This window comes from Streptomyces sp. NPDC058246, assembly GCF_042881985.1.
GTDB lineage: Bacteria > Actinomycetota > Actinomycetes > Streptomycetales > Streptomycetaceae > Streptomyces.
On the sequence record NZ_JBHVWZ010000009.1, the window covers coordinates 203,122 to 224,869 of the forward strand.

Genomic DNA, 21,748 nt, shown 5'->3' on the forward strand with positions numbered 1-21,748 from the left:
CTCAGGTTCGGTCGCCGCGGTGCAGCATCTGCCGGCTGATCCGGGGACCTTCGACCCGCTCACGTGATCTGTACACACGCACAGGGCGACGCGGCCGACCACCCCGAACAGCCCGTTACGCCAGACGCGGCATGTCACGCACGGTCAGGGCAGATGGATCTCGCCTCCAGCGCGCAGCTCGTCCAGGTAATCGCTCGTCAGCGTGCCCGTGCGGGTGAACCAGTCGTGCAGGACGGCGGTTTCGGCGGACGTGTAGTCGGAGAGGAGGGCGGTCAGGCGGGTCTGGTACGGCTCGTGGAGGGCCAGGACGCGGGCGACGGCGGCCGGTTGCGCGGCGATACGGACGCGGCGGCGGTCCGTGGGGTCGGGGCGGCGGGTGACGAAGCCCGCGCGTTCCAGACGATTGACGATCCCGGTCGCCGCGCCCGTCGTCACGTGGGCGTGTTCCGCGAGGTCGCCCGCGGTGAGCAGGTTCTCGCCGGCCTTCAGGACGCAGGTGAAGCACAGGAAATCGGTGACGTTCAGGCCCAGCCGCCGGGCCATCTCCTGCTGGCTGAGCAGGTGGGTCGCGATGAGGTGGTCCATGGCGGAGAGCGCCCGGGCCGGTGTCGCGGGCGGGCGCGCGGGCGCGTCCGGGTGAGGAGGTGCGTCCGGGTGAGGGGGTGCATCCGGATGTGGGGGTGCGTCCGGGCGTGGGTTCGGGTGAGGGCCCGGGTGTGGGTTCGGGTGCGGCTTGCCCTGGGGCATCGAGGAATTCCCTTAGTGCGTAAGAGGTTTTGATGCTTAATTTCTTAGGTAGTGAGGGGTTGTGAGCCTAGTCGTCACCTTGGGGAGAGGCCGTAGATGAGCCAGTACGACGAAGGGCACACCGTTGCCGGGTGGACCGGGTTCGGGATCGCCACCGTGGGCGTGACGGGGATCGGGTTCGGGATCTGCGCCGGGAACACCCTGGGGGTGTGGGGCGGGCTGGCCGTCGTGGTGATCAGCTTGCTCGTCACCTGGGTGCTGCACCTCGCCGGCTGGGGCAAGCCGCCCGGGCGCCGGCCCGTCGGGGACTGGGCGATGCGGGCCAAGGACCGTACGGCGCGGGAGGGGCATCCCCGGTGCCTAGGGTGCCGGCTGGCCGGGCGGGGCCGGCCTGCGGAGCTTCCCGCCCGCGTGACCGCCGAGACGGGCAGGGGTGAGCCGGTGACCGGGTCCGCCGGCTGACCACGTCGCCGAGGACCACGTCGTCGGGGACCACGTCGCCGAGGACCCCGCCGCCGACCCGCAAGATCGCTGGTCAGGCCCACTGTCAGTGCCGGCCCGTAGGGTCATTGGTGTGCGGCGGGTGTGGAGATGTGCGGGGCTGCGGTGGTCGGTGGACGGGCCCGTGTTGATGTGGGGAGACGGGCGCGGTAGCTCGCTGGGCTGGGGGAAGCGGGTGGCCTTCGGGGTTGCGGAGGGGGGTGTGCGGACATGTGTGGGGGCTCGGGGGCATGCGTGCCCCGTGGCGGCGGTGGTGTCGGGGCGGAGTACGGGCGTGCGGTGCGAGGAGTGCGCGCGCCTGGACCGGACGCACTCCGTGGCCGCCGACACGATGGCCGACGATCCGCGGCCGTACCGCGTGTATCTGGCGTGGTTCGGCCTCGGGATGGTGAAGGTGGGGATCACCCGGGTCGAGCGGGGGTCGGCGCGGCTGCTGGAGCAGGGGGCCGTCGTCTTCAGCTGGCTGGGGCAGGGGCCCTTGATGGCCGCTCGGCGGGCCGAGGAGTTGTTGCGGGCCGCGCTCAAGGTGCCGGACCGGATTCCGTACGCCGACAAGCGGGTCGTGCGGGCCGGTCTTCCGGGGCCCGGCGAGCGGGTGGCCGAGATACGGGAGCTGCACGAGCGCGTCGGGCGGCTCGACGCCTGGCCCGAGTCCCTCCAGCGCGCGCCGTTCGAACCCGTCGACCACACCGAGGTGTTCGGGCTGGCTGGACTCGCGCCCGCGGTGGGCGTCGTGAGCGAGCTCGTCCCCGGTGGCGTGGTGAGCGGCGAGCTGTGCGCCGCCGCCGGGCCCGACCTGCATCTCCGCACCGGGCGTGGAGTCGTCGTGCTCGACACGCGACTGATGACCGGGTGGGAGCTGACCGCGGCGGGGGACGGGGCAGCTGGACTCAGCGTTCCGGTAAGGGAGTTGAGAGACAGCACCGTGCAGGACGGGCTCTTCTGATGAGCGCTTCTGATGAGTACTTCTTGAGAGCTCTTCTGGAGAGCTCTGCCGCGACCGAGGGAATCGCCTGCAGGAGGGTCAAGACTTCGATCCCTTTTGGATCCCGTTCGGAAAGGTGCTGGACGGGAGCGTGCCCCCGAGCCGAGAGTGGCCGACATGAGCGATCACCCCATTGCGCCTGTCGCGCCCGTCGCACCTGTCCCCGCCCATGAACCGCCCTACTACGCCGCCGTGTTCACGTCCGTACGGACCGAGGACGACGGTGGGTACGGTGAGACCGCCGAGCGGATGGAGGAGTTGGTGAAGGACATCCGGGGCTACCTGGGCATGGACCACGCGCGCACGCCGGGCGGGCTGTCCATCACCGTCGGGTACTTCAGGGACGAGGAAGCGATCAGGGAGTGGAGCGCCCATGCCGAGCACCGGGCGGCGCAGAGGCGCGGCCGCGCCGAGTGGTACGAGCGCTACACCCTCCACATCGCCAAGGTCGAGCGGAGCCACGGCTTCGAGCGCAGCCCGGCGCGGCCGGAGGCCAGCCGGCCGCAGCCCAGCCGGCCGCAGCCCGGCGCAGCCACGGGGGCGTGAGTGAACGCGGCTGAGGGGGTGGACGTGGCGGAGGCCGAGGAGGTCCGGAGGTTCTGGGAGCGGCTCGGGCTCCCCGGGCTCATCGACGTGCACACCCACTTCATGCCCGAGCGCGTCCTGCGCAAGGTGTGGGACTACTTCGACGGGCTCGGGCCGCTGACGGGCGGCGTCGAGTGGCCGATCACCTATCGCGCCGACGAGGACGAACGGCTCGCGGTGATCCGGGAGTTCGGGGTGCGCGCCTTCACGGCGATGCTCTACCCGCACAAGGCCGGCATGGCCGAGTGGCTCAACTCCTGGGCCGTCGACTTCGCCCGCCGGACCCCCGACTGTCTGCACACGGCGACCCTCTTCCCCGAGCCCGGCGTCGAGACGTACGTACGGGGAGCCGTGGAGGCGGGGGCGCGGGTCTTCAAGGCACATGTGCAGGTGGGGGCGTACGACCCGGGGGACCCGCTTCTCGACCCGGTGTGGGGGCTGCTCGCCGACGCCGGGATTCCCGTCGTGACGCACTGCGGGTCCGGACCCTCGCCAGGCAAGCACACCGGGCCCGGACCGGTCGCGCGGGTGCTCGCCCGGCACCCCCGGCTGCGGCTCGTCGTCGCCCACATGGGCATGCCCGAGTACGAGGACTTCCTGGACCTCGCCGAGCGGTACGGGGAGGTGCGGCTCGACACGACGATGGCGTTCACGGACTTCAGCGAGCGCATCGCGCCGTTCCCGCGCCGCGCGCTCCCCCGGCTGGCCGCCCTCGGCGACCGGATCCTGCTCGGCACCGACTTCCCGAACATCCCGTACCTCTACGTCCACCAGCTGCGTTCCCTGGAAGGCCTCGGCCTGGGGGACGCGTGGCTCCGGGCGGTCTGCTTCGAGAACGGCGCACGGCTGTTCAAGATCAAACAGTGGGCCGGGTCGGTGCCACGCACTCGATGATCTTCCCAGGAGTTCCCTGAGAGGCACCTGTGTGTTTCTCAGGGAAATCACAGGTTGTGGAAAGGATGCTCTCAGCGGCGCCCATCAAGGTGTCCGCTATGACCACGACCTCGCCCCAGGGGCGCACCGAACTGCTGAGGCCGGACGGGAGCCCCGTCCGAGTGCTTGTGGTGGACGACGAGCTGTCGATCACCGAGCTGCTGTCCATGGCCCTTCGCTACGAAGGCTGGCAGATCCGCAGCGCGGGTGATGGACAGGGTGCGGTGCAGACCGCCCGCGAGTTCCGGCCCGACGCCGTCGTTCTCGACATGATGCTGCCCGACATGGACGGGCTGACCGTCCTCGGCCGGCTGCGCCGCGAACTGCCCGACGTGCCGGTGCTGTTCCTGACCGCGAAGGACGCCGTCGAGGACCGCATCGCGGGCCTCACCGCCGGTGGCGACGACTATGTGACCAAGCCGTTCAGTCTGGAAGAGGTCGTGGCCCGGCTGCGCGGACTGATCCGCCGTTCCGGTGCCGCCGACCGGCGTTCCGACTCCGTGCTCGTCGTCGGGGACCTCACCCTCGACGAGGACAGCCACGAGGTGTCGCGGGCCGGCGAGAACATCCACCTCACCGCGACCGAGTTCGAGCTGCTGCGCTTCCTGATGCGCAATCCGCGCCGGGTGCTCAGCAAGGCGCAGATACTCGACCGCGTGTGGTCGTACGACTTCGGTGGCCAGGCCAATGTGGTCGAGCTCTACATCTCGTATCTGCGGCGGAAGATCGACGCCGGGCGGGAGCCGATGATCCACACCCGTCGTGGGGCCGGTTATCTGATCAAGCCCGCGGCGTCATGAGCCGGCGACGACGGCCGCGTACGCAGAAGAGGCGAGGACGACAGCCGCGCACCCTGCGGACGCGGCTCGTCGTCTCGGCGGTCGCGCTGATCGCCGTGGTCTGCGCCGTGATCGGCACGGTGACGACCATAGCCCTGGGCCAGCATCTGTATCAGCAACTGAACGGCCAGGTCACCGAGGCCGCCAAGCGGCTCGGGGGTCCCCCGAGGAATCTGGAGAACGGCGGCGGCCATCTCCCCGACGCCGGCCCGAACGGCGGCTCCTCGACGAACTCCTCCAACGGCTCTTCGGCCCAGGACAGGCTCAGCGCCTTCGTCACCCAGGGTCCGACCCAGCGGGACACCATCGCCGCCGAGGTCGACTCCAGCGGTGGAGTCACCCGGGCGGTCGTCGCCGAGGAGTCCACCACCAGCGGTTTCTTCGATCGTATGAAGGCCGTCGAGCTGTCCGAGGCGCAGGCCGCCGTGCTCGGATCGGTGTCCAAGACCGGCATCCACACCGTGGACATCCCGGGCAGGGGCGAGTACCGGGTCACGTACGTGCATGGCGCCAGGGGCACGTACTACGTCGCCCTGCCCACCAAGTCCGTCACCAACACCATCAGCACGCTCATCATCGTCGAGGTGAGCGTCACCGGTGCCGGTCTGGTCGCCGCCGCGATCGCGGGCAGTGTGCTCGTCGGCGTCGCCCTGCGCCCCCTCCGCAAGGTCGCCGCCACCGCCACCCGTGTCTCCGAACTCCCCCTCCACACCGGCGAGGTCACCCTCTACGAGAGGGTCTCCGAGCCCGAGTCCGATCCGCACACCGAGGTCGGGCAGGTCGGCGCGGCGCTCAACCGCATGCTCGACCACATCCACGGCGCCCTGCACGCACGCCAGCAGAGCGAGACGCGCGTACGGCAGTTCGTCGCGGACGCCAGTCACGAGCTGCGGACGCCGCTGGCGTCCATCCGCGGGTACGCCGAGCTCACCAGACGGGGACGCGAGGAGACCGGGCCCGACACCCGGCACGCGCTCGGGCGGATCGAGTCCGAGGCCGGCCGCATGACCCTGCTCGTCGAGGACCTGCTGCTGCTCGCCCGGCTCGACGCGGGCCGGCCGCTGCAGTACGAGCAGACCGACCTCGTACCCCTGGTGATCGATGCGGTGAGCGACGCCCGGGCCGCCGGGCGGGACCACAACTGGCGGCTGGAGCTGCCGGACGAGCCCGCCCTGGTGTCCGCGGACGCCGCGCGCCTGCAACAGGTCATGGTCAATCTGTTCGCGAACGCACGCACCCACACCCCACCGGGTACGACCGTCACGGCGCGCGTGCACCGGCACGGGCCGTGGCTGTGCGTGGACGTCCAGGACGACGGTCCCGGCATTCCGGCCGACCTGCTCCCGCGCGTCTTCGAACGCTTCGCGCGCGGCGACTCCTCGCGCTCCCGTGCCTCCGGTTCGACCGGGCTGGGGCTCGCCATCGTGCAGGCCGTCGCGGCCGCGCACGGCGGCGCGGTGACCGTCGACAGCATCCCCGGCAGGACCGTGTTCACGCTGCATCTGCCCGCGCTCACGCCGGAAACAAACTGGCAACCGCACTCACAGGCACACCACAGCGCCACCACATGGGTGCAACAGGGCGCTTGACGAGAGTCGTTCGCATGCGAACCGACTCTTCTCCCGGCAACCTGCCGGCGCGGGAGCACCTCCCGGCCGGAAACGCCGGTACGCCTGTCCTGGACGTAGTGATCCCCGTCTACAACGAGGAGAAGGACCTCCAGCCATGTGTGCTCAGACTGCACGAGCACCTCAAGCGCACCTTCCCGTACGCGTTCCGCATCACCGTCGCGGACAACGCGTCCACGGACACCACCCCTCAGGTGGCCGCGCGGCTGGCGGCGGAGATCCCGGAGGTCACCTCCTTCCGGCTCGAGCAGAAGGGCCGCGGCCGGGCGCTGCGGACCGTGTGGTCGGCCTCGGACGCGCCGATCCTCGCGTACATGGACGTGGATCTGTCCACCGACCTCAACGCGCTGCTGCCGCTGGTGGCGCCGCTGATCTCCGGCCACTCGGACCTCGCGATCGGCTCCCGGCTGTCCCGCTCCTCGCGTGTCGTGCGCGGCGCCAAGCGGGAGTTCATCAGCCGTACGTACAACCTGATCCTGCGCGGTTCGCTGCAGGCCCGCTTCTCGGACGCCCAGTGCGGCTTCAAGGCGATCCGCCGTGATGTCGCCCAGCTGCTGCTGCCGCTCGTCGAGGACACCGGCTGGTTCTTCGACACCGAGATGCTGGTGCTCGCCGAGCGCGCCGGACTGCGTATCCACGAAGTGCCGGTCGACTGGGTCGACGACCCGAACTCGACGGTGCACATCGTGAAGACCGCCACCGACGACCTCAAGGGTGTGTGGCGGGTCGGCCGCGCGCTCGCCACCGGTTCGCTGCCGCTCGACCGGCTCGCCCGGCCCTTCGGGGACGACCCGCGCGACCGCGACCTGACCGACGTACCCAAGGGCCTGGCCCGTCAGCTGGTCGGCTTCTGTGTGGTGGGCGCTCTGTCGACGCTCTTCTACCTGCTGCTCTACAGCGGCTTCCGCTCGATCTCGGGATCGCAGATCGCCAACGCGCTCGCCCTGCTGGTGTCGGCGGTCGCCAACACGGCGGCCAACCGGCGGCTCACCTTCGGCGTACGCGGCCGGGGCGGCGCCGTCCGGCACCAGGCCCAGGGCCTGGTGGTCTTCGGCATCGGTCTCGCCCTCACCAGTGGCTCGCTCGCCGCCCTGAACGCGGCGACGGCCAACCCCTCGCACTCCACCGAGCTGGCGGTCCTCGTCGCCGCCAACCTCGCGGCGACGGTGCTGCGGTTCCTGCTCTTCCGTGCCTGGGTCTTCCCGGACCGGCAGAGCGACGGCGGCACGCCGTCGCAGGTCGTGGCCTCGCACCAGGTGGCCTCGCCCACCTACTCGACAGCGGCCCAGGGCCACAGCCCGCACCCGCCGCTGCCCCAGCGCCCCACGGCGCCCACGACCTCGTACGACACACCCCCGTACGACACACGCTCGTACGACACCCCTTCCTACGACACCTCTTCCTACGACACAGCCCAGTTCCGCGCCGGTGAAGCCGCGGACCGCACCTGGGGGGACTCGACCATGCAGTTGCAGGCGGTGCGCCCGCACGACCACGACCCGAGGAACGCACGATGACGACTCAGCCCGATACGAGCCATCAGGGGGGCACGGGCCCCTTCTGGGGGCCGCCGGACACGCAGGGCGGGACCGCCGTGCACGAGCCGGTCGTGCCCGCCGCGGCCCCGGTGCCGGCTCCCGGCTCCGGTGAGCCCGAGCAGCCGTTCTTCCACCGCGCCTGGCGTGGCCGGCCCGAGGACCCGCGCTGGGTGCGCCCCGCCTTCCTCGGCCTGCTGCTCGCCACGGCGGTGCTCTACCTGTACAACCTGAGTGCCTCCGGATACGCCAACTCCTTCTACTCCGCAGCCGTGCAGGCCGGCAGCCAGAGCTGGAAGGCGATGTTCTTCGGCTCGCTCGACTCGGCGAACGCCATCACCGTCGACAAGCCTCCGGCGTCGCTGTGGCCGATGGCCCTGTCGGTGCGGATCTTCGGCCTCAACTCGTGGGCGATCCTCGTCCCCGAGGTGCTCATGGGCGTGGCCACGGTCGGCGTCCTGTACGCGGCGGTCCGGCGTCGCTTCAGCCCAGCGGCAGGTCTGATCGCGGGCGCCGTGCTCGCGCTCACTCCCGTCGCCGCGCTGATGTTCCGGTTCAACAACCCGGACGCGATGCTCGCCCTGCTGATGACCGTCACGGTCTACTGCGTGATCCGCGGCCTGGAGGACGGCCGGACGAAGTGGCTGGTGTGGGCGGGTGTCGCGGTCGGCTTCGCCTTCCTCGCCAAGACCCTGCAGGCCTTCCTGATCCTGCCGCCGCTCGCCGTGCTCTACGCGGTCTGTGCGCCGGTGAAGCTGAAGAAGCGGTTCGGGCAGCTGGCCCTGTCGGCGGTCGCGATGGTCGTCGCCGGCGGCTGGTGGGTGGCGATCGTGGAGCTGTGGCCCGCGTCCTCCCGCCCGTACATCGGCGGCTCGCAGAACAACTCCTTCCTGGAGCTGACCTTCGGCTACAACGGACTCGGCCGCATCAACGGCGACGAGACCGGCAGCGTCGGCGGCGGTGGTGGCGGCGGTGGCACCGGCCAGTGGGGTGAGACCGGCTGGAACCGGATGTTCAACTCCGAGATCGGCAGCCAGATCTCCTGGCTGCTGCCCGCCGCGCTGATCCTGTTCGTCGCGGGGATCGTCCTCACCCGCAAGGCCAAGCGGACGGACCTGACCCGCAGCTCGTTCCTCGCCTGGGGTGGCGCGCTGCTGACGACCACGGTCATCTTCAGCTACATGGCGGGCATCTTCCACCAGTACTACACAATCGCCCTGGCCCCCTACATCGCGGCCCTGGTCGGCATGGGCGCGACGGTGCTGTGGGAGGAGCGGTCCAGGATCTGGGCCTCGCTGACCCTCGCCGCCTCGGTCACCGCGACAGCGGCCTGGGGTTACGTCCTCCTCAACCGCACCCCCACCTATCTGCCCTGGCTGAAGTGGCTCGTCCTCATCGGCGGTCTGGTCGGCGCGCTCGGCCTGATCTTCGCGGCCAGGCTGGGGCGCCAACTGGCCCTCGCCGCAGTGGGGGTGAGCTTCGTGGCCGCGATCGCGGGTCCGACCGCGTACACGCTGTCCACGGTCGACACCGGGCACACCGGCTCCATCGTGACGGCCGGTCCTGCGGGCGCCAGCATGATGGGCGGCCGGGGCGGCGGTGGCGGTATGCGCGGCGGTGGCGGCGGCTTCCCGGGCGGCGGCAACACCCAGAACGGCCAGGGCAACCCCCAGCAGGGCGGCGGAATGGGTCAGCCCCCGACCGGCGGCAACGGCGGCGGCTTCCCCGGCGCGGGCCAGAACCAGCAGGGCAACGGCCAGAGCCAGCGGCAGGGCGGCATGGGCGGCCGGATGGGCGAAGGCGGCAGGGGCGGCGGCTTCGGTGGCCTGCTCAACGGCGCGAGCGTCAGCTCCGAGGCCAAGGCGCTCCTGGAGAAGAACGCGGGCGACTACACCTGGGCCGCCGCGGCCATCGGTGCCCAGAACGCCGCGAGCTACCAGCTCTCCACCGGTGAGCCGGTGATGGCGATCGGTGGCTTCAACGGCAGCGACCCGTCTCCGACGCTGGCCCAGTTCCAGAAGTACGTGACGGACGGCAAGATCCACTACTTCATCTCCGGCGGAACGGGCGGTGGCGGCATGGGCGGCAGCAGCAGCGGCACCTCGTCCCAGATCACTTCGTGGGTCGAGTCCCACTTCAAGAAGGTGACGGTCGGGTCGGCGACGTTCTACGACCTGACGCAGCCGACGAGCTGACCGGGGTCTGCCGGGCGGTGCCGGGCAGGGCGGTGGCCCGGAGCGATCTCGCTCCGGGCCACCGCCCTTTGCGTACGTCTTCGGGTGTCGCGCGTACCTCTGCGGGTGCGAGTACGTCTTCGGGTGTCGTGCGTACACGTTTGCGTGTCGCGCGTGCGGCGCCGGATATCGCCTGAGGCGTACGACGCCGGGTATCGCCCGGCGCGTGCGACGCCGGATATCGCCTTGTACGGCGTAGAGGACTTGTTCTACGGTGTACGACGATCGTCTCTCGTACACCGTAGAAGGGACCCGCGTTGACAACCCCCCGAGCCGCTGACCGGCCCGTCGACCGGCCCGCTGACCGGCCCGTCGAACGGCCCGCTGACGCGGGACACCCCCAGCGCTGGCTGATCCTCGGCGTCATCTGCCTCGCGCAGCTCACCGTGCTGCTCGACAACACCGTGCTGAACGTCGCGATCCCCTCCCTCACCCGGGAGCTGGGCGCGGCGACCTCCGACATCCAGTGGATGATCAACGCGTACTCGCTGGTGCAGTCCGGGTTGCTGCTCACCGCGGGCAGCGCCGCCGACCGCTACGGCCGCAAGAAGATGCTGATCGCCGGACTCGTGCTCTTCGGGATCGGGTCGCTGGTGGCCGGACTCGCCGACTCCACGGGCCAGTTGATCGCCGCACGCGCGGGCATGGGCATCGGGGGCGCGCTTCTGCTGACCACCACCCTCGCCGTCGCGATGCAGATCTTCACGCCCGACGAGCACCCGAAGGCGATCGGTATCTGGAGCGCGGTGAACGCGCTCGGTTTCGCGGCCGGTCCCCTCCTCGGCGGCTTCATGCTCAACCACTTCTGGTGGGGCGCGATCTTCCTGCTGAACCTGCCGGTGGCGGCGATGGGACTGGCCGCGGTGGTGGCCCTCGTGCCGGAGTCGAAGAATCCGCGAGGCGACCGTCCGGATCTGCTCGGCGCACTGCTCTCGACCGTCGGCATGACCGCACTCGTGTACGCGATCATCTCGGGCCCCGAGCACGGGTGGACGTCGGGACGGGTCGTGCTGACCGCCGGCGTGGCGGTGCTGGTGCTGGCCGCCTTCGCCTACTGGGAGAGCCGGATCCCGTACCCGATGCTGGACCTGCACTTCTTCCGGGACCGGCGGTTCACGGGCGCGGTCGCGGGGGCGGTGCTCATCACCTTCGGCATGGGCGGCGCGCTCTTCCTGCTGACCCAACACCTCCAGTTCGTGCTGGGATACGGCCCGCTGGAGGCCGGACTGCGGACGGCGCCGCTCGCCCTGTCGGTCGTCGCCCTGAACTTCTCCGGTCTGTCGGCGAAGTGGACCGTCGGCTCGGGGCGCCGGTGTCGATCGCGCTCGGCATGGTGCTGATGTCGGCGGGGCTGGTGTCGATCGCGACGCTCGCCGCACACGGGTACGGCGGCACGCTGCTCGGACTGTTGCTCATCGGCGCGGGATGTGCCGTGGCCAACCCCGCCATGGCACACGCCATCATGAGCGCGATCCCGCGCGAGAAGGCGGGCGTGGGCGCGGGCATCAACGGCACCCTCGCCGAGTTCGGCAACGGACTTGGCGTGGCGGTGCTCGGCGCGGTCCTCAACTCCCGCTTCGCCGCGCTGCTTCCGATGGCGGCGAGCTCGCTTCCGGCTGCGCTCGCCTCGGCGGGGTCCGACGAGGAGCGCGGCCGGATCACGGACGCGTTCTCGTCGGGCCTGGAGACCAGCCAGCTGGTGGGCGCGGTGGCGGTGCTTCTCGGCGGACTCCTGGCGGCGGCGTTGCTGCGCCGGGCGGAGCGGGCAGACTCCGCGGTGGCGGTTTCCGCGTAGTGCCCGCTTAGCATCATCAAGGAGGGCGGACCGGAGAATTCCGGGCCGCCCGTAGTCCGAGTTCCGAGGAAGGGGCGCCATGGTGAGGGCAGCCGACCGGGCCGAGCGTCCGGCGCGGACGAGTGTCTGGCTGGAGGGCAAGGCCCCCCGGGGCGGTGCGGCCCGCGGTGGCGGACAGCCGTCGGGGCTCGACCGGGAGCGGATCACCGAGGTCACGGTGCGACTGCTGGACGCGGAGGGGCTGGCGAAGTTCTCCATGCGCCGGCTCGCGGCCGAGCTGAACGTCACCGCGATGTCCGTTTACTGGTACGTCGACACCAAGGACGACCTGCTCGAACTCGCCCTCGACGCGGTCTTCGGGGAACTGGAGCTGCCGGATCCGGAGTCGGGCGAGGACTGGCGGCACCAGCTGCGCTCGCTGGCCGTCGGCTACCGGGCGCTGCTGGTGCGCCACCCCTGGGTGTCGCCGCTCATCGGCAACTTCCTCAACATCGGCCCGCACTCCATGGCCTTCTCGCTCCGCGTGCAACAGGTGGTCCGCAACACGGGGCTGCCGCCGCACGGCCAGATGGGCGCGCTGTCGGCGGTCTTCCAGTTCGTGTACGGCTTCGGCACGATCGAGGGCCACTTCGTGCAGCGCTGCGCCTCGGCCGGCATGTCCCAGGACGAGTACTTCCGGCAGGCCATGAGCACGATCAGCGAGCAGCCGCAGTTCGCGGTGAACCTCGAGAGCACGGCGGATCTGATGGAGGCGCGGGGCGGCGACACGGTGGAGGAGATGCGCGAGCGCGACTTCGCCTTCGCGCTGGAGACGCTGATCGCGGGGATCGAGACGATGGTGGAGCGCGGCTGAGCGCGGCCTACTGCGGCTGAGTGCGGTTGCGGAGGGGGGCTGGGGAGGCTGGGGAGTGGGGGTGTTTCGGCCCCGCCGCCCCTACCCGTCCCTCCCCTCCCTTACCCGGGGCTCCGCCCCAGGCCCCGCTCGTCAAAAGCGGGAAGGGCTGATCCCCAGCCCCTCCTACTCCTGCGGAGCAAGCCGCGCCGGGAAGCCCCCGGTCGCCACCGGCCCCCACCGCTCCGGCGTGACCCGGATGATCGACTTGCCCTGCTTGAGCATCGCCTCGCGGTACTCGTCCCAGTCGGGGTGCTCGCCCGCGATGTTCCTGTAGTACTCGACGAGCGGCTCGACGGACTCCGGGGAGTCGATCACCTCCGCCGTGCCGTCGATCTGGACCCAGGGCCCGTCCCACTCGTCGCTCAGTACGATCAGGCTGACGCGCTCGTCCCGCTTGGCGTTGCGGGTCTTGGCGCGCTCGGGATAGGTCGAGACGACGATGCGCCCCGCGTCGTCGACTCCGCAGGTCAGGGGCGACCCCTGAGGGCTGCCGTCGGCCCGGCGGGTGAGCAGGATGGCGCGGTGCCGGGGACGTACGAAGTCCAGCAGGTCGTCGCGGGAGACGGCGGTGTTCGTCGCGATGTTCGGTGCCATGGGTGCAGCCTAGGGGCACGGCAGCCCGCTGAGCCTGACCCTGCCGTGCCTACGCCCACACCCAGGCCTACGTCCACGTCTACGCCTGCGGCAGCACGGCCCCCTGCACCGCCTGGATGTCCAGCTCCACCCGCAACGTCGTACCGATCGCCGCGATACCCGCCTGGACCACCTGGTTGTACGACATCGCGAAGTCCTCGCGGTGGAGTTCCGTCGTGGCCCGGAAGGCCGCACGCGTGCCGCCCCAGGGGTCCGCGCCGGTGCCGAGGTAGGCGAGGTCCAGGTCGGCCGGGCGTACGACGCCGTGCATGGTCAGCTCGCCGTGCACGGTCCAGCGGTCGGAACCGGCCGGGGTCAGGCCCGTCGAGCGGTAGGTGATCTGCGGGTAGGTGTGGACGTCGAGGAAGTCCGGGGACTTCAGATGGCCGTCGCGCATGCTGTTGCCGGTGTCGATGGAGGCAGCTTGAATCACCGCCTCCACACGGGACTTGGCCACCTCGTCCGGAGCGATCTCGATCGAGCCGGAGAAGTCGGTGAAGCGGCCGTGGACGCTGGAGATGCCCAGGTGCTGGGCGACGGCGCCCACGGAGGAGTGCGCCGGGTCGATGGTCCAGGGGCCGGGCGGCGGCAGCTCGGTGCCACCCTGCCGGGCGAGGACGATGTTCCCGGCCTCGGCCCGGCCGCTCGCCGTGACGATCGCGCTGGACGCCGCGGGCGCGTAGCCGACCGCGGTGACGATCACGGTGTACGCGCCGGGGGCGAGCGCGGTCGCGTCCCGTACGACGCCCTCCGCGTCGGCCTCGGCGCGCACCACCTGGGTACCCGTCATGTCGGTCACCGTGACGACCGCGTGCGACACGGCCCACCCGTCGCGTGTACGGATTCGTGCGGTCAGTCCCATCCCGTTTTCTCCCTGCAATGCATGAAAAATTGGTCGCAATGAAACCGGCCCGTGGGGGCGCACCTCCGCTCAGAGTGCGCGTCCCCACGGGCCGGGGCTCGAACTACTCGCCGGGGTGGGCGAGTTCGATGTGGTGGTCGTCGACGCCGCGGCCGAACACCGTCAGTGCCGTCGCCACCGGCGGGTAGCCCGTCGCGATGACGGTGTACTCGCCGCCGTCCAGGTCGGTGAAGGCGTACGCGCCGTCCGAGCCGGTGCGGGCGGTGCCGACCACGTTGCCGGCCGCGTCGACCAGCGTGACCCGCGCGTCGCCGAGCGGACCGCCCGGTGCCCGTACGACACCCTGGACCTGCGCGCCCGAGCTGAGCTCGACCTCGACCCGGGTGACCCCGGCGCCGCCGACCTCGACGGGGAGGGCCTGCGGGCGGTGGCCCGGCGCGTTCACCGCGATGGTCACCGGGCCCGGGACCAGCTCGGCGAAGGTGAACTCGCCCTGCTCGCCGGTGGTTCCGGTGGCCAGCACGTCACCGCGGACGTCGGTCACGATGACCATGGCGTCCTTGACCGGGGTGCCGCCGTCGGCGGCCCGGACGACACCGCTGAGGCCGCTCGTGCCGCTCAGCAGGATGTCGTACGCCACCGGCCCGTCGTTGACGACGACCGTCGAGGCCTGCGGCTGGAAGCCGTCGGCGGAGGCGATCAGGACGTAGCTGCCGACGCCGGGCGCGTCCACCGCGTAGGAGCCGTCGGCCTGCGCGACCGAGCGGCCCAGCTGCCGTCCCGCGAGCGAGATCAGCGTGACCGCGGCCTGCGGCACGGGGGTGCTCTCGGCGCCGCGGACGAAGCCGCTCACCGGAATTCCGCCGGACGGGGGCATCGGGGCGCTCTCCTTCGTTGCGGTGGCGACGGCGGCCAGTCGCTGCGTTCCCTCGGGACCGGCTTCCGTGCCCGTCTCGGCGACGGCCCAGCTCGGCACCTTCTCCTCGACGGCGGGAGCCTCGACGGCGGGAGCCTCGAAGGCGGCCGGGGTCCCGGCGGCGGCCGGAGCCGCTGCCTTCGCCTCCGCGGCCTGGGCCAGCGCGCCCGAGGTCCGCAGCGGGACCTCCTTGATGAAGATCGTGATGAGGAAGGCGAGCAGCGCCAGCGGCGCGGCGATCAGGAAGACGTCCGCGATGCCGTGGCCGTACGCGCTCTCCATCACGGTGCGCAGCGGACCGGGCAGGCTGTCCATGTTCGGAATGCTGCCGCTGGAGCTCGAACTCGCGGCGGCGGACGCGTACTTGGGGCCGAGGTGAGCGAGGCCGTCCGTGGCGTAGTGAGTGATCCGGTTGGCCATGACGGCGCCCAGCGCCGAGACACCGACCGCACCGCCGAGTGACCGGAAGAACGTCACCGTGGAGCTGGCCGAACCGAGGTCGGCCGGCGCCACCTGGTTCTGCGTGGACAGCACCAGGTTCTGCATCATCATGCCGATACCGAGGCCCATGAGCGCCATGAAGATCGCGATGCGCCAGTACGGCGTGTCGTAACGGATCGTGCCCAGCAGACCGAGACCCGCGGTCAGCAGGACGCCGCCGGTGACCAGCCACGCCTTCCACTTGCCCGTCTTGGTGATGACCTGGCCGGAGACCGTCGACGAGATGAACAGACCGCCGATCATCGGGATCGTCATCACGCCCGACATCGTCGGGGACTTGTCGCGGGCCAGCTGGAAGTACTGGCTGAAGAAGACCGTGCCGGTGAACATCGAGACGCCCACGAAGAGCGAGGCGAGCGACGACAGGGTGATGGTCCGGTTGCGGAACAGCCGCAGCGGGATGATCGGCTCGCGTGCCTTGGTCTCGACCAGGATGAACAGCAGTCCGAGGACGACCGAACCGCCGACCATCGCGTACGTCTGCCACGACAGCCAGTCGTACTTGTCACCCGCGAAGGTGACCCAGACCAGCAGCAGGGAGACCGCGGCGGAGATGAAGAACGCGCCGCCCCAGTCGACCTTCACGTCCCGCTTCACCACGGGCAGGTGCAGGGTCTTCTGCAGCACGATGAGCGCGATGATCGCGAACGGCACGCCGACGTAGAAGCACCAGCGCCAGCCGAGCCACGAGGTGTCGGTGATGACACCGCCGAGCAGCGGACCGCCGACGGTTGCGACGGCGAACGTCGCGCCGAGGTAGCCGGAGTAACGGCCGCGCTCACGCGGGGAGATCATCGCGGCCATCACGATCTGCGCGAGGGCGGACAGTCCGCCGACGCCGATGCCCTGGACGACACGGACGGTGATCAGCATGCCCGGGTTCTGCGAGAGGCCGGCGACCACGGAGCCCAGAACATAGATGATCAGGGCTATCTGGACGAGGGCCTTCTTGCTGTACAGGTCGGAGAGCTTGCCCCACAGGGGCGTGGTCGCGGTCATGGCCAGCAGCGAGGCCGTGACGACCCAGGTGTAGGCGGACTGGCCGCCGCCCAGGTCGCCGATGATCTCCGGCAGGGCGTTGGTGACGATCGTCGACGACAGGATCGCGACGAACATGCCGAGCAGCAGACCGGAGAGCGCCTCCATGATCTGCCGGTGCGTCATCGGAGCGCCGTCGGCGGCGCCTCCGTGCTTGGCGTGAGAGCCCCGCACACCGGCTGGTGTGGTCGTTGCCATGGGCTTCCTTTTCTTACGTACTTATGCGGGTGTACGGGTGGTCAGTTCTGGTTGCGCTGTCGCATACGGGGGCGGGTGGGGCGGCCGCGGTGTGGGGCGGCAGTCGCCGAAGCTCTCGCGCAGCCGGTCCATGAGCGCGATCAGCAGCCCGACCTCGTGGTCGGACCAGTCGCTCAGCCGGTCGGCGAGCAGCCGCGACGTGCGCCGGGAGAGCTCGTCGAGCTGTTCCTGGCCCGTGGCGGTGAGACGCAGGATGCGTGAGCGCTTGTCGGCCGGGTCGGGGGACCGTTCGATCCAGCCCCGGTCGGCGACGTGCGCGACATGGCGGCTGGTGACCGACATGTCCACGGAGAGCAGCTCGGCGAGCCTGCTCATCCGCATCTCGCCGTACCGGCCGAGCAGGGTCAGCACGGTGGCGGAGCCCGTGGGGCATTCGGGCGGCAGGATCCGCCCCAGGTCCCTCTTGACGGCCCCGATGGCACTCAGCTGACGAGCCAATTCCTCGTACTGCGTCTGCTCGGCCATCGCACCTCCCGTATTCGTTGCTTTGGGCAACCATAAAGAAGTTGGTTGCCGCAGGCAAACTAAATCCTCGGGGGCGGGCCTAAAAACTTGGCAAAGGCAAGCATTGACGAACGTAAACTTGCAGGTGGGGAGGGTGGATCGGCGGTGACTTCGCTGGGAGTGGCCTGTGCGACGCCGGCCGGGGCCGCGGAACCCCGGTGGCCCCCGCACTTGGGGAGTCCACTCGTATTCGCTAGTGTCCTGGCCCATGGCAAACACCCAGGGCCCCGAGGGCAACTACGACCCCGCGGGCAGCACCCAGATGTTCCGTGCGTTCGTCGACGAGGCCCCTCAGGGCCGGCAGCAGCAGGCGGCCGCGCCGGCCGGCCCCCGCATCGGCCTGATCATCGGCGTCGTCGTCGCCGTGGTGATCGTCGCCGCGGTGGCCTGGCTCGCGCTCAAGTAGTCCGAGCGGCGGCGCCCGGACCGCCGAGCCGTCGGCGCCGTCACTTCCACTGGACGGACACGTCCCGCGTCTCGATGTGCATGCCCAGCGGCACGCGCCAGGCGTCGACGCACACCGTCCAGGTCTTGTCCTTCTTCGCGCCGGCGGCGATCGGCGCGGGAAGGTCCTCGGTGGACTCGATCGTCGCCCAGTCGATCCCGAGCGCCCCGATGATGTGCGTACCGAAGGTCACCGTGCCCGAACGCACCGCCGTACCACCGGTGTTGCGGAACGAGACCGTCACCTTCTCGCACCACCGCTGATCGGTGGCCTCGCGCGAGGGAGTGCCCACGCCGAGCACGGCGGGCCCGGCACCGGTGCCGGGCTTGGACTGAGTCGGGGCGGGCGACGACGACGTACCGCCGCCGCCTGAGCCGCCATGCGAACCGCCCGAACTGCCGCCTGTTCCGCCGGAGTTGCCACCACTCCCGTCGGAGGAAGTGCCGCCGCTCCCGGACGAGGGTGACGTCGAACCGCCCCGCGTGGCGCCCGCGGACGCCGGGGCTGCTCCCGGGTTCGAGTCCGTCTCCGTGCCGGAACTGCCGCCCCCGGAAGCCGACTTGGATCCGTCAGCCGACTCGGATCCGTCCGCCGACTTGGACGGAGAGCTCCCGTCTCCGCTTCCGTCTCCGTCGAGCGGCAGCAGCGACACGTCTCCCGAAGGGGCCACCACCGCTCCCGGCGCCCCTGGCGAACCTCCGGCCGCTCCGACCGCGACGTAGCCGCCCCCGCTCCCGCCGCTCCCGCACGCGGCGAGCACGCCACCCAGACACAGCACAGCCGCCGAGGCGCCCACAAGGGCACCTCGGCGACCACGTATCGACTCTCGACGCATCGCGCCAGTGTGGCTGACGGACCGTCAAATATGAACCCTCGGGAGCACGGAGCCCTGGGACCCTCAGCCGACCCCGGAGACTCGGTCGGCTCAGCCGGCTCAGTCGGAGATGAGCCCCTCCCGCAGCTGTGCCAGGGTCCGGGTCAGCAGTCGGGAGACGTGCATCTGCGAGATGCCGACCTCCTCGCCGATCTGTGACTGGGTCATGTTCGCGAAGAAACGGAGCATGATGATCCGGCGCTCACGGGGCGGGAGCTTGGCGAGCAGCGGCTTCAGCGACTCGCGGTACTCGACGCCCTCCAGGGCGGTGTCCTCGTAGCCGAGGCGGTCCGCGAGGGAGCCCTCGCCGCCGTCGTCCTCGGGGGCGGGGGAGTCCAGGGACGACGCCGTGTACGCGTTGCCGACGGCGAGGCCGTCGACCACGTCCTCCTCGGAGACGCCGAGGACCGCCGCGAGTTCGGTGACCGTCGGGGAGCGGTCGAGCTTCTGCGAGAGCTCGTCGCTGGCCTTGGTGAGGGCCAGGCGCAGCTCCTGGAGCCGGCGCGGGACCCGGACGGACCACGATGTGTCGCGGAAGAAGCGCTTGATCTCGCCGACGACCGTCGGCATCGCGAAGGTCGGGAACTCCACGCCGCGCTCGCAGTCGAAGCGGTCGATCGCCTTGATCAGGCCGATCGTGCCGACCTGGACGATGTCCTCCATCGGCTCGTTGCGGGAGCGGAAGCGCGCGGCCGCGTACCGGACGAGCGGGAGGTTGAGCTCGATGAGCGTGTCCCGGACGTAGGCGCGCTCGGGGCTGTTCTCGCCGAGTGCGGCGAGCCGCAGGAACAGGGAGCGGGACAGGGTGCGGGTGTCGATGGCGCCCGAGGCCTCGGGCACCGGGACGGCTTCGGGGGCCGGAGCGGCCGGGACATCGTGAAGCGCGTCGGGCGCGGACTCGCTCTTCGTGAGCGTGAGCACCTTCGAGCTGCCCTGATCTGCGGACATGCCACCCCCTTTGGGTCGCGGACGGTCGCGGCAGTCGCTCCCGTCGGAGGAACGCAGCCTCCACCTGAATACCGGAGGCGGGGCCGCGGCAAACGCGCTTCCGGCAGAATGTCACATGTCGGCAACACGCTGTAGTGACATGTCGACATGGAGGAGGCGAATCGGCCCTGGAAAGAGGGGGTCTGACGGTTTTTCAGCGCTGAACTGTCGGAAAATGCGCCGTTGAGCGATTCGCTCTTGTCGGTTACGCCTCGATCCTGTTTGCGGATCGAAGACGCGCGAAACTACGGGCGAGCAGCCTTGACACATGCATCTGGGAGACTCCCAGTTCGGCGCTGATCTGTGACTGCGTCAGATTGCTGTAGTAGCGCAGGAGAAGGATCCGCTGCTCGCGCTCGGGCAGTTGTACGAGCAGATGCCGTACGAGGTCGCGGTGTTCGACCCCGTCGAGCGCGGGGTCCTCGTAGCCGAGCCGGTCGAGCAGTCCGGGCAGCCCGTCACCCTCCTGGGCCGCTTCCAGGGAGGTGGCGTGGTAGGAGCGGCCCGCCTCGATGCAGGACAGCACCTCCTCCTCGGTGATGCGCAGCCGCTCGGCGATCTCGGCGGTCGAAGGCGAGCGTCCGAAGGCGGTGGTCAGGTCCTCCTGAGCGCTGTTCACCTGCACCCACAGCTCGTGCAGGCGGCGCGGTACGTGGACGGTGCGGACGTTGTCGCGGAAGTATCGTTTGATCTCGCCGACGACCGTCGGCATCGCGAAGGTCGGGAACTGCACGCCGCGGTCCGGGTCGAAACGGTCGATGGCGTTGATCAGCCCGATGGTCCCGACCTGGACGACGTCCTCCATGGGCTCGTTGCGGGAGCGGAAGCGCGCGGCCGCGTACCGGACGAGCGGGAGGTTCGCCTCGATGAGTGCCCCGCGGACGCGGGTGTGCTCGGGAGTGCCCGGCTCCAGGGTCTTGAGCTGGCCGAAGAGCACCTGCGTGAGAGCCCGGGTGTCGGCGCCGCGGCGCCGCTCGGGCGCGACTTCGACTTCGACTTCCGCGGGCGGTGCTTGAGGCGCAGTACTGGCCGGCACGGTCAACTCCACCTCTGTGATCCGTCAAACTCATCCGTGATCAACTCATCCGTCAAAAGCGGTCATAGCATCACAAGACATGTGCACTGTGTGCAAGCACCGCATAATGCCGTGTTGAGGGATGGTCATGGCGAGTTGGGGCATAAGACATGAAAATGCCCCCCACCGGTTCCGGCGAGGGGCTGGCGAGCCGTACGGCTCAGAATGATCAGAACGGGTAGTCGGCGATCACCCAGGTGGCGAATTCCCGCCAGAGCGCGACGCCCGCCTGGTGCGCCGGGTGCTCCAAGTACCGCTTCAGGGCGTCGGTGTCGTCGACGGCGGAGTTGATCGCGAAGTCGTACGCGATGGGCCGGTCGGTGATGTTCCAGTCGCACTCCCAGAACCGCAGCTCGGGGATCTGGTCGCCGAGCGCGCGGAAGGCGGCGACGCCCTCGACCACACGCGGGTCGTCGCGCTCGACGCCCTCGTTGAGCTTGAAGAGGACCAGATGGCGGATCACGGGCAACTCCTTGGTGGTGCGGGGCGGCGGCCGCCGCTCGGTTCGCCTCGCTCGGTTCGCCTCGCTCGGGGCTGCCCCGGCGGCTCTCTGTTCGTTGTGCTCTGCGTGCTCTGCGTGCTCTGCGCTGCCTCGGCGGCTCGGCTCGCTGAGCTCCGCGCCGCCTCGTGGGCTCGGGCGCTGTGCTCTTCGCTGCCTCGCCGGCCCGGTTTCGGCTCAGTTCTTGGCCCCGCCGGCGACCCACGTCATGAAGTCTCCGATGGACCGAGCGGCACTCGATATGCCCTCGAACCCTATCTGCACGTAATCGGCGGCCTTGGCCGGATCCGTGATGATCACGTAGAGCGCGAAGACCACGAGCACATAGACGGCGATCTTCTTCGAATTCACCGCCATCGCGGCCTCCCTGTGACTGATGCGCCCGGTGGGCCGCCTGTTGCCGGCGGTGAGTGTAACCTTCACGCCGCTTTTAGGGACCAACGGCCCGCTGGCCGAGGCCTTTTGCCGGGCCGCTCCGG

20 protein-coding genes and 1 pseudogene are annotated in these 21,748 nt (G+C 70.3%); 11 read left to right on the forward strand and 10 right to left on the reverse strand.

Features of this window, described 5'->3' with window-relative positions:
* Positions 1 to 144 precede the first annotated feature (144 nt).
* Entirely contained in the window at positions 145 to 585 is a 441-nt protein-coding gene (locus ACFVXA_RS16405) for a MarR family winged helix-turn-helix transcriptional regulator (protein WP_383738036.1), read from the reverse strand.
* A gap of 258 nt (positions 586 to 843) precedes the next feature.
* Here ACFVXA_RS16405 and ACFVXA_RS16410 point away from each other — a divergent pair, with 258 nt between their 5' ends.
* The 10 genes and pseudogenes from ACFVXA_RS16410 to ACFVXA_RS16455 all read left to right on the forward strand — a co-directional run bounded on the left by ACFVXA_RS16410 (position 844) and on the right by ACFVXA_RS16455 (position 12,635).
* A complete protein-coding gene (locus tag ACFVXA_RS16410) occupies positions 844 to 1,209 on the forward strand; it encodes an HGxxPAAW family protein (protein ID WP_390025346.1) in 366 nt (121 codons plus the stop codon).
* A 112-nt stretch (positions 1,210 to 1,321) separates the two neighbouring features.
* Entirely contained in the window at positions 1,322 to 2,194 is an 873-nt protein-coding gene (locus ACFVXA_RS16415) for a DUF2797 domain-containing protein (RefSeq protein ID WP_390025348.1), read from the forward strand.
* Between the two features lie 156 nt (positions 2,195 to 2,350).
* Positions 2,351 to 2,779, forward strand: a complete 429-nt coding sequence (locus ACFVXA_RS16420) for an antibiotic biosynthesis monooxygenase family protein (protein ID WP_390025350.1) — start codon at positions 2,351 to 2,353, stop codon at positions 2,777 to 2,779.
* The gene (locus ACFVXA_RS16425; protein WP_390025352.1) at positions 2,780 to 3,712 is read left to right on the forward strand and encodes an amidohydrolase family protein; all 933 of its coding nucleotides are present in this window, start codon (positions 2,780 to 2,782) and stop codon (positions 3,710 to 3,712) included.
* Positions 3,713 to 3,810: 98 nt separating this feature from the next.
* Positions 3,811 to 4,551 (forward strand): response regulator transcription factor, encoded by a 741-nt coding sequence (locus tag ACFVXA_RS16430; protein WP_362031151.1) that lies wholly within the window; start codon positions 3,811 to 3,813, stop codon positions 4,549 to 4,551.
* Positions 4,548 to 6,179: an ATP-binding protein gene (locus ACFVXA_RS16435; RefSeq protein ID WP_383738044.1), complete on the forward strand. Its 1,632-nt coding sequence runs from the start codon at positions 4,548 to 4,550 to the stop codon at positions 6,177 to 6,179. Before ACFVXA_RS16430 ends, ACFVXA_RS16435 begins: the two co-directional genes overlap by 4 nt.
* 14 nt (positions 6,180 to 6,193) lie before the next feature.
* On the forward strand, positions 6,194 to 7,735 hold the full coding sequence (locus ACFVXA_RS16440) for a glycosyltransferase (RefSeq protein ID WP_389746159.1): 1,542 nt from the start codon (positions 6,194 to 6,196) through the stop codon (positions 7,733 to 7,735).
* Entirely contained in the window at positions 7,732 to 9,948 is a 2,217-nt protein-coding gene (locus ACFVXA_RS16445; RefSeq protein WP_390025354.1) for an ArnT family glycosyltransferase, read from the forward strand. Before ACFVXA_RS16440 ends, ACFVXA_RS16445 begins: the two co-directional genes overlap by 4 nt.
* A 389-nt stretch (positions 9,949 to 10,337) precedes the next feature.
* Positions 10,338 to 11,782, forward strand: a pseudogene (locus tag ACFVXA_RS16450) (MFS transporter).
* A 79-nt stretch (positions 11,783 to 11,861) separates the two neighbouring features.
* On the forward strand, positions 11,862 to 12,635 hold the full coding sequence (locus ACFVXA_RS16455) for a TetR/AcrR family transcriptional regulator (protein ID WP_362031143.1): 774 nt from the start codon (positions 11,862 to 11,864) through the stop codon (positions 12,633 to 12,635).
* Between the two features lie 165 nt (positions 12,636 to 12,800).
* Here ACFVXA_RS16455 and ACFVXA_RS16460 read toward each other — a convergent pair whose 3' ends face one another.
* The 4 genes from ACFVXA_RS16460 to ACFVXA_RS16475 all read right to left on the reverse strand — a co-directional run bounded on the left by ACFVXA_RS16460 (position 12,801) and on the right by ACFVXA_RS16475 (position 17,350).
* Positions 12,801 to 13,271: a PPOX class F420-dependent oxidoreductase gene (locus ACFVXA_RS16460; protein WP_362031141.1), complete on the reverse strand. Its 471-nt coding sequence runs from the start codon at positions 13,269 to 13,271 to the stop codon at positions 12,801 to 12,803.
* Between the two features lie 79 nt (positions 13,272 to 13,350).
* Positions 13,351 to 14,172, reverse strand: a complete 822-nt coding sequence (locus ACFVXA_RS16465) for a YceI family protein (protein ID WP_383738057.1) — start codon at positions 14,170 to 14,172, stop codon at positions 13,351 to 13,353.
* 103 nt (positions 14,173 to 14,275) lie between these two features.
* Positions 14,276 to 16,825 (reverse strand): MFS transporter, encoded by a 2,550-nt coding sequence (locus tag ACFVXA_RS16470; RefSeq protein ID WP_390025356.1) that lies wholly within the window; start codon positions 16,823 to 16,825, stop codon positions 14,276 to 14,278.
* Between the two features lie 21 nt (positions 16,826 to 16,846).
* Positions 16,847 to 17,350 (reverse strand): MarR family winged helix-turn-helix transcriptional regulator, encoded by a 504-nt coding sequence (locus tag ACFVXA_RS16475; RefSeq protein ID WP_383738063.1) that lies wholly within the window; start codon positions 17,348 to 17,350, stop codon positions 16,847 to 16,849.
* Positions 17,351 to 17,597: 247 nt separating this feature from the next.
* Here ACFVXA_RS16475 and ACFVXA_RS16480 point away from each other — a divergent pair, with 247 nt between their 5' ends.
* Complete coding sequence (locus ACFVXA_RS16480) at positions 17,598 to 17,795, forward strand: hypothetical protein (RefSeq protein WP_362031133.1); 198 nt, start codon at positions 17,598 to 17,600, stop codon at positions 17,793 to 17,795.
* 40 nt (positions 17,796 to 17,835) lie between these two features.
* Here the strand turns inward: ACFVXA_RS16480 and ACFVXA_RS16485 are convergent, their stop codons facing one another.
* The 5 genes from ACFVXA_RS16485 to ACFVXA_RS16505 form a co-directional block, all read right to left on the reverse strand.
* Positions 17,836 to 18,504, reverse strand: a complete 669-nt coding sequence (locus ACFVXA_RS16485; protein ID WP_389472750.1) for a hypothetical protein — start codon at positions 18,502 to 18,504, stop codon at positions 17,836 to 17,838.
* Between the two features lie 264 nt (positions 18,505 to 18,768).
* Positions 18,769 to 19,656: an RNA polymerase sigma factor SigF gene (locus ACFVXA_RS16490; RefSeq protein WP_362031129.1), complete on the reverse strand. Its 888-nt coding sequence runs from the start codon at positions 19,654 to 19,656 to the stop codon at positions 18,769 to 18,771.
* Between the two features lie 244 nt (positions 19,657 to 19,900).
* Positions 19,901 to 20,731: an RNA polymerase sigma factor SigF gene (locus tag ACFVXA_RS16495; protein WP_362031127.1), complete on the reverse strand. Its 831-nt coding sequence runs from the start codon at positions 20,729 to 20,731 to the stop codon at positions 19,901 to 19,903.
* A 208-nt stretch (positions 20,732 to 20,939) separates the two neighbouring features.
* Complete coding sequence (locus tag ACFVXA_RS16500) at positions 20,940 to 21,233, reverse strand: Dabb family protein (protein WP_189187256.1); 294 nt, start codon at positions 21,231 to 21,233, stop codon at positions 20,940 to 20,942.
* A gap of 213 nt (positions 21,234 to 21,446) precedes the next feature.
* On the reverse strand, positions 21,447 to 21,626 hold the full coding sequence (locus ACFVXA_RS16505; protein ID WP_362031124.1) for a hypothetical protein: 180 nt from the start codon (positions 21,624 to 21,626) through the stop codon (positions 21,447 to 21,449).
* Positions 21,627 to 21,748: the final 122 nt, after the last annotated feature.

Coding starts and splice junctions, on each gene's coding strand:
- ACFVXA_RS16435 (WP_383738044.1), top strand. CDS start 4,548: ATGAGCCGGCGACGACGGCCGCGTACGCAGAAGAGGCGAGGACGACAG.
- ACFVXA_RS16405 (WP_383738036.1), bottom strand. CDS start 585: ATGGACCACCTCATCGCGACCCACCTGCTCAGCCAGCAGGAGATGGCC.
- ACFVXA_RS16410 (WP_390025346.1), top strand. CDS start 844: ATGAGCCAGTACGACGAAGGGCACACCGTTGCCGGGTGGACCGGGTTC.
- ACFVXA_RS16455 (WP_362031143.1), top strand. CDS start 11,862: ATGGTGAGGGCAGCCGACCGGGCCGAGCGTCCGGCGCGGACGAGTGTC.
- ACFVXA_RS16470 (WP_390025356.1), bottom strand. CDS start 16,825: ATGGCAACGACCACACCAGCCGGTGTGCGGGGCTCTCACGCCAAGCAC.
- ACFVXA_RS16445 (WP_390025354.1), top strand. CDS start 7,732: ATGACGACTCAGCCCGATACGAGCCATCAGGGGGGCACGGGCCCCTTC.
- ACFVXA_RS16430 (WP_362031151.1), top strand. CDS start 3,811: ATGACCACGACCTCGCCCCAGGGGCGCACCGAACTGCTGAGGCCGGAC.
- ACFVXA_RS16490 (WP_362031129.1), bottom strand. CDS start 19,656: ATGTCCGCAGATCAGGGCAGCTCGAAGGTGCTCACGCTCACGAAGAGC.
- ACFVXA_RS16480 (WP_362031133.1), top strand. CDS start 17,598: ATGGCAAACACCCAGGGCCCCGAGGGCAACTACGACCCCGCGGGCAGC.
- ACFVXA_RS16505 (WP_362031124.1), bottom strand. CDS start 21,626: ATGGCGGTGAATTCGAAGAAGATCGCCGTCTATGTGCTCGTGGTCTTC.
- ACFVXA_RS16460 (WP_362031141.1), bottom strand. CDS start 13,271: ATGGCACCGAACATCGCGACGAACACCGCCGTCTCCCGCGACGACCTG.
- ACFVXA_RS16440 (WP_389746159.1), top strand. CDS start 6,194: ATGCGAACCGACTCTTCTCCCGGCAACCTGCCGGCGCGGGAGCACCTC.
- ACFVXA_RS16475 (WP_383738063.1), bottom strand. CDS start 17,350: ATGGCCGAGCAGACGCAGTACGAGGAATTGGCTCGTCAGCTGAGTGCC.
- ACFVXA_RS16465 (WP_383738057.1), bottom strand. CDS start 14,172: ATGGGACTGACCGCACGAATCCGTACACGCGACGGGTGGGCCGTGTCG.
- ACFVXA_RS16420 (WP_390025350.1), top strand. CDS start 2,351: ATGAGCGATCACCCCATTGCGCCTGTCGCGCCCGTCGCACCTGTCCCC.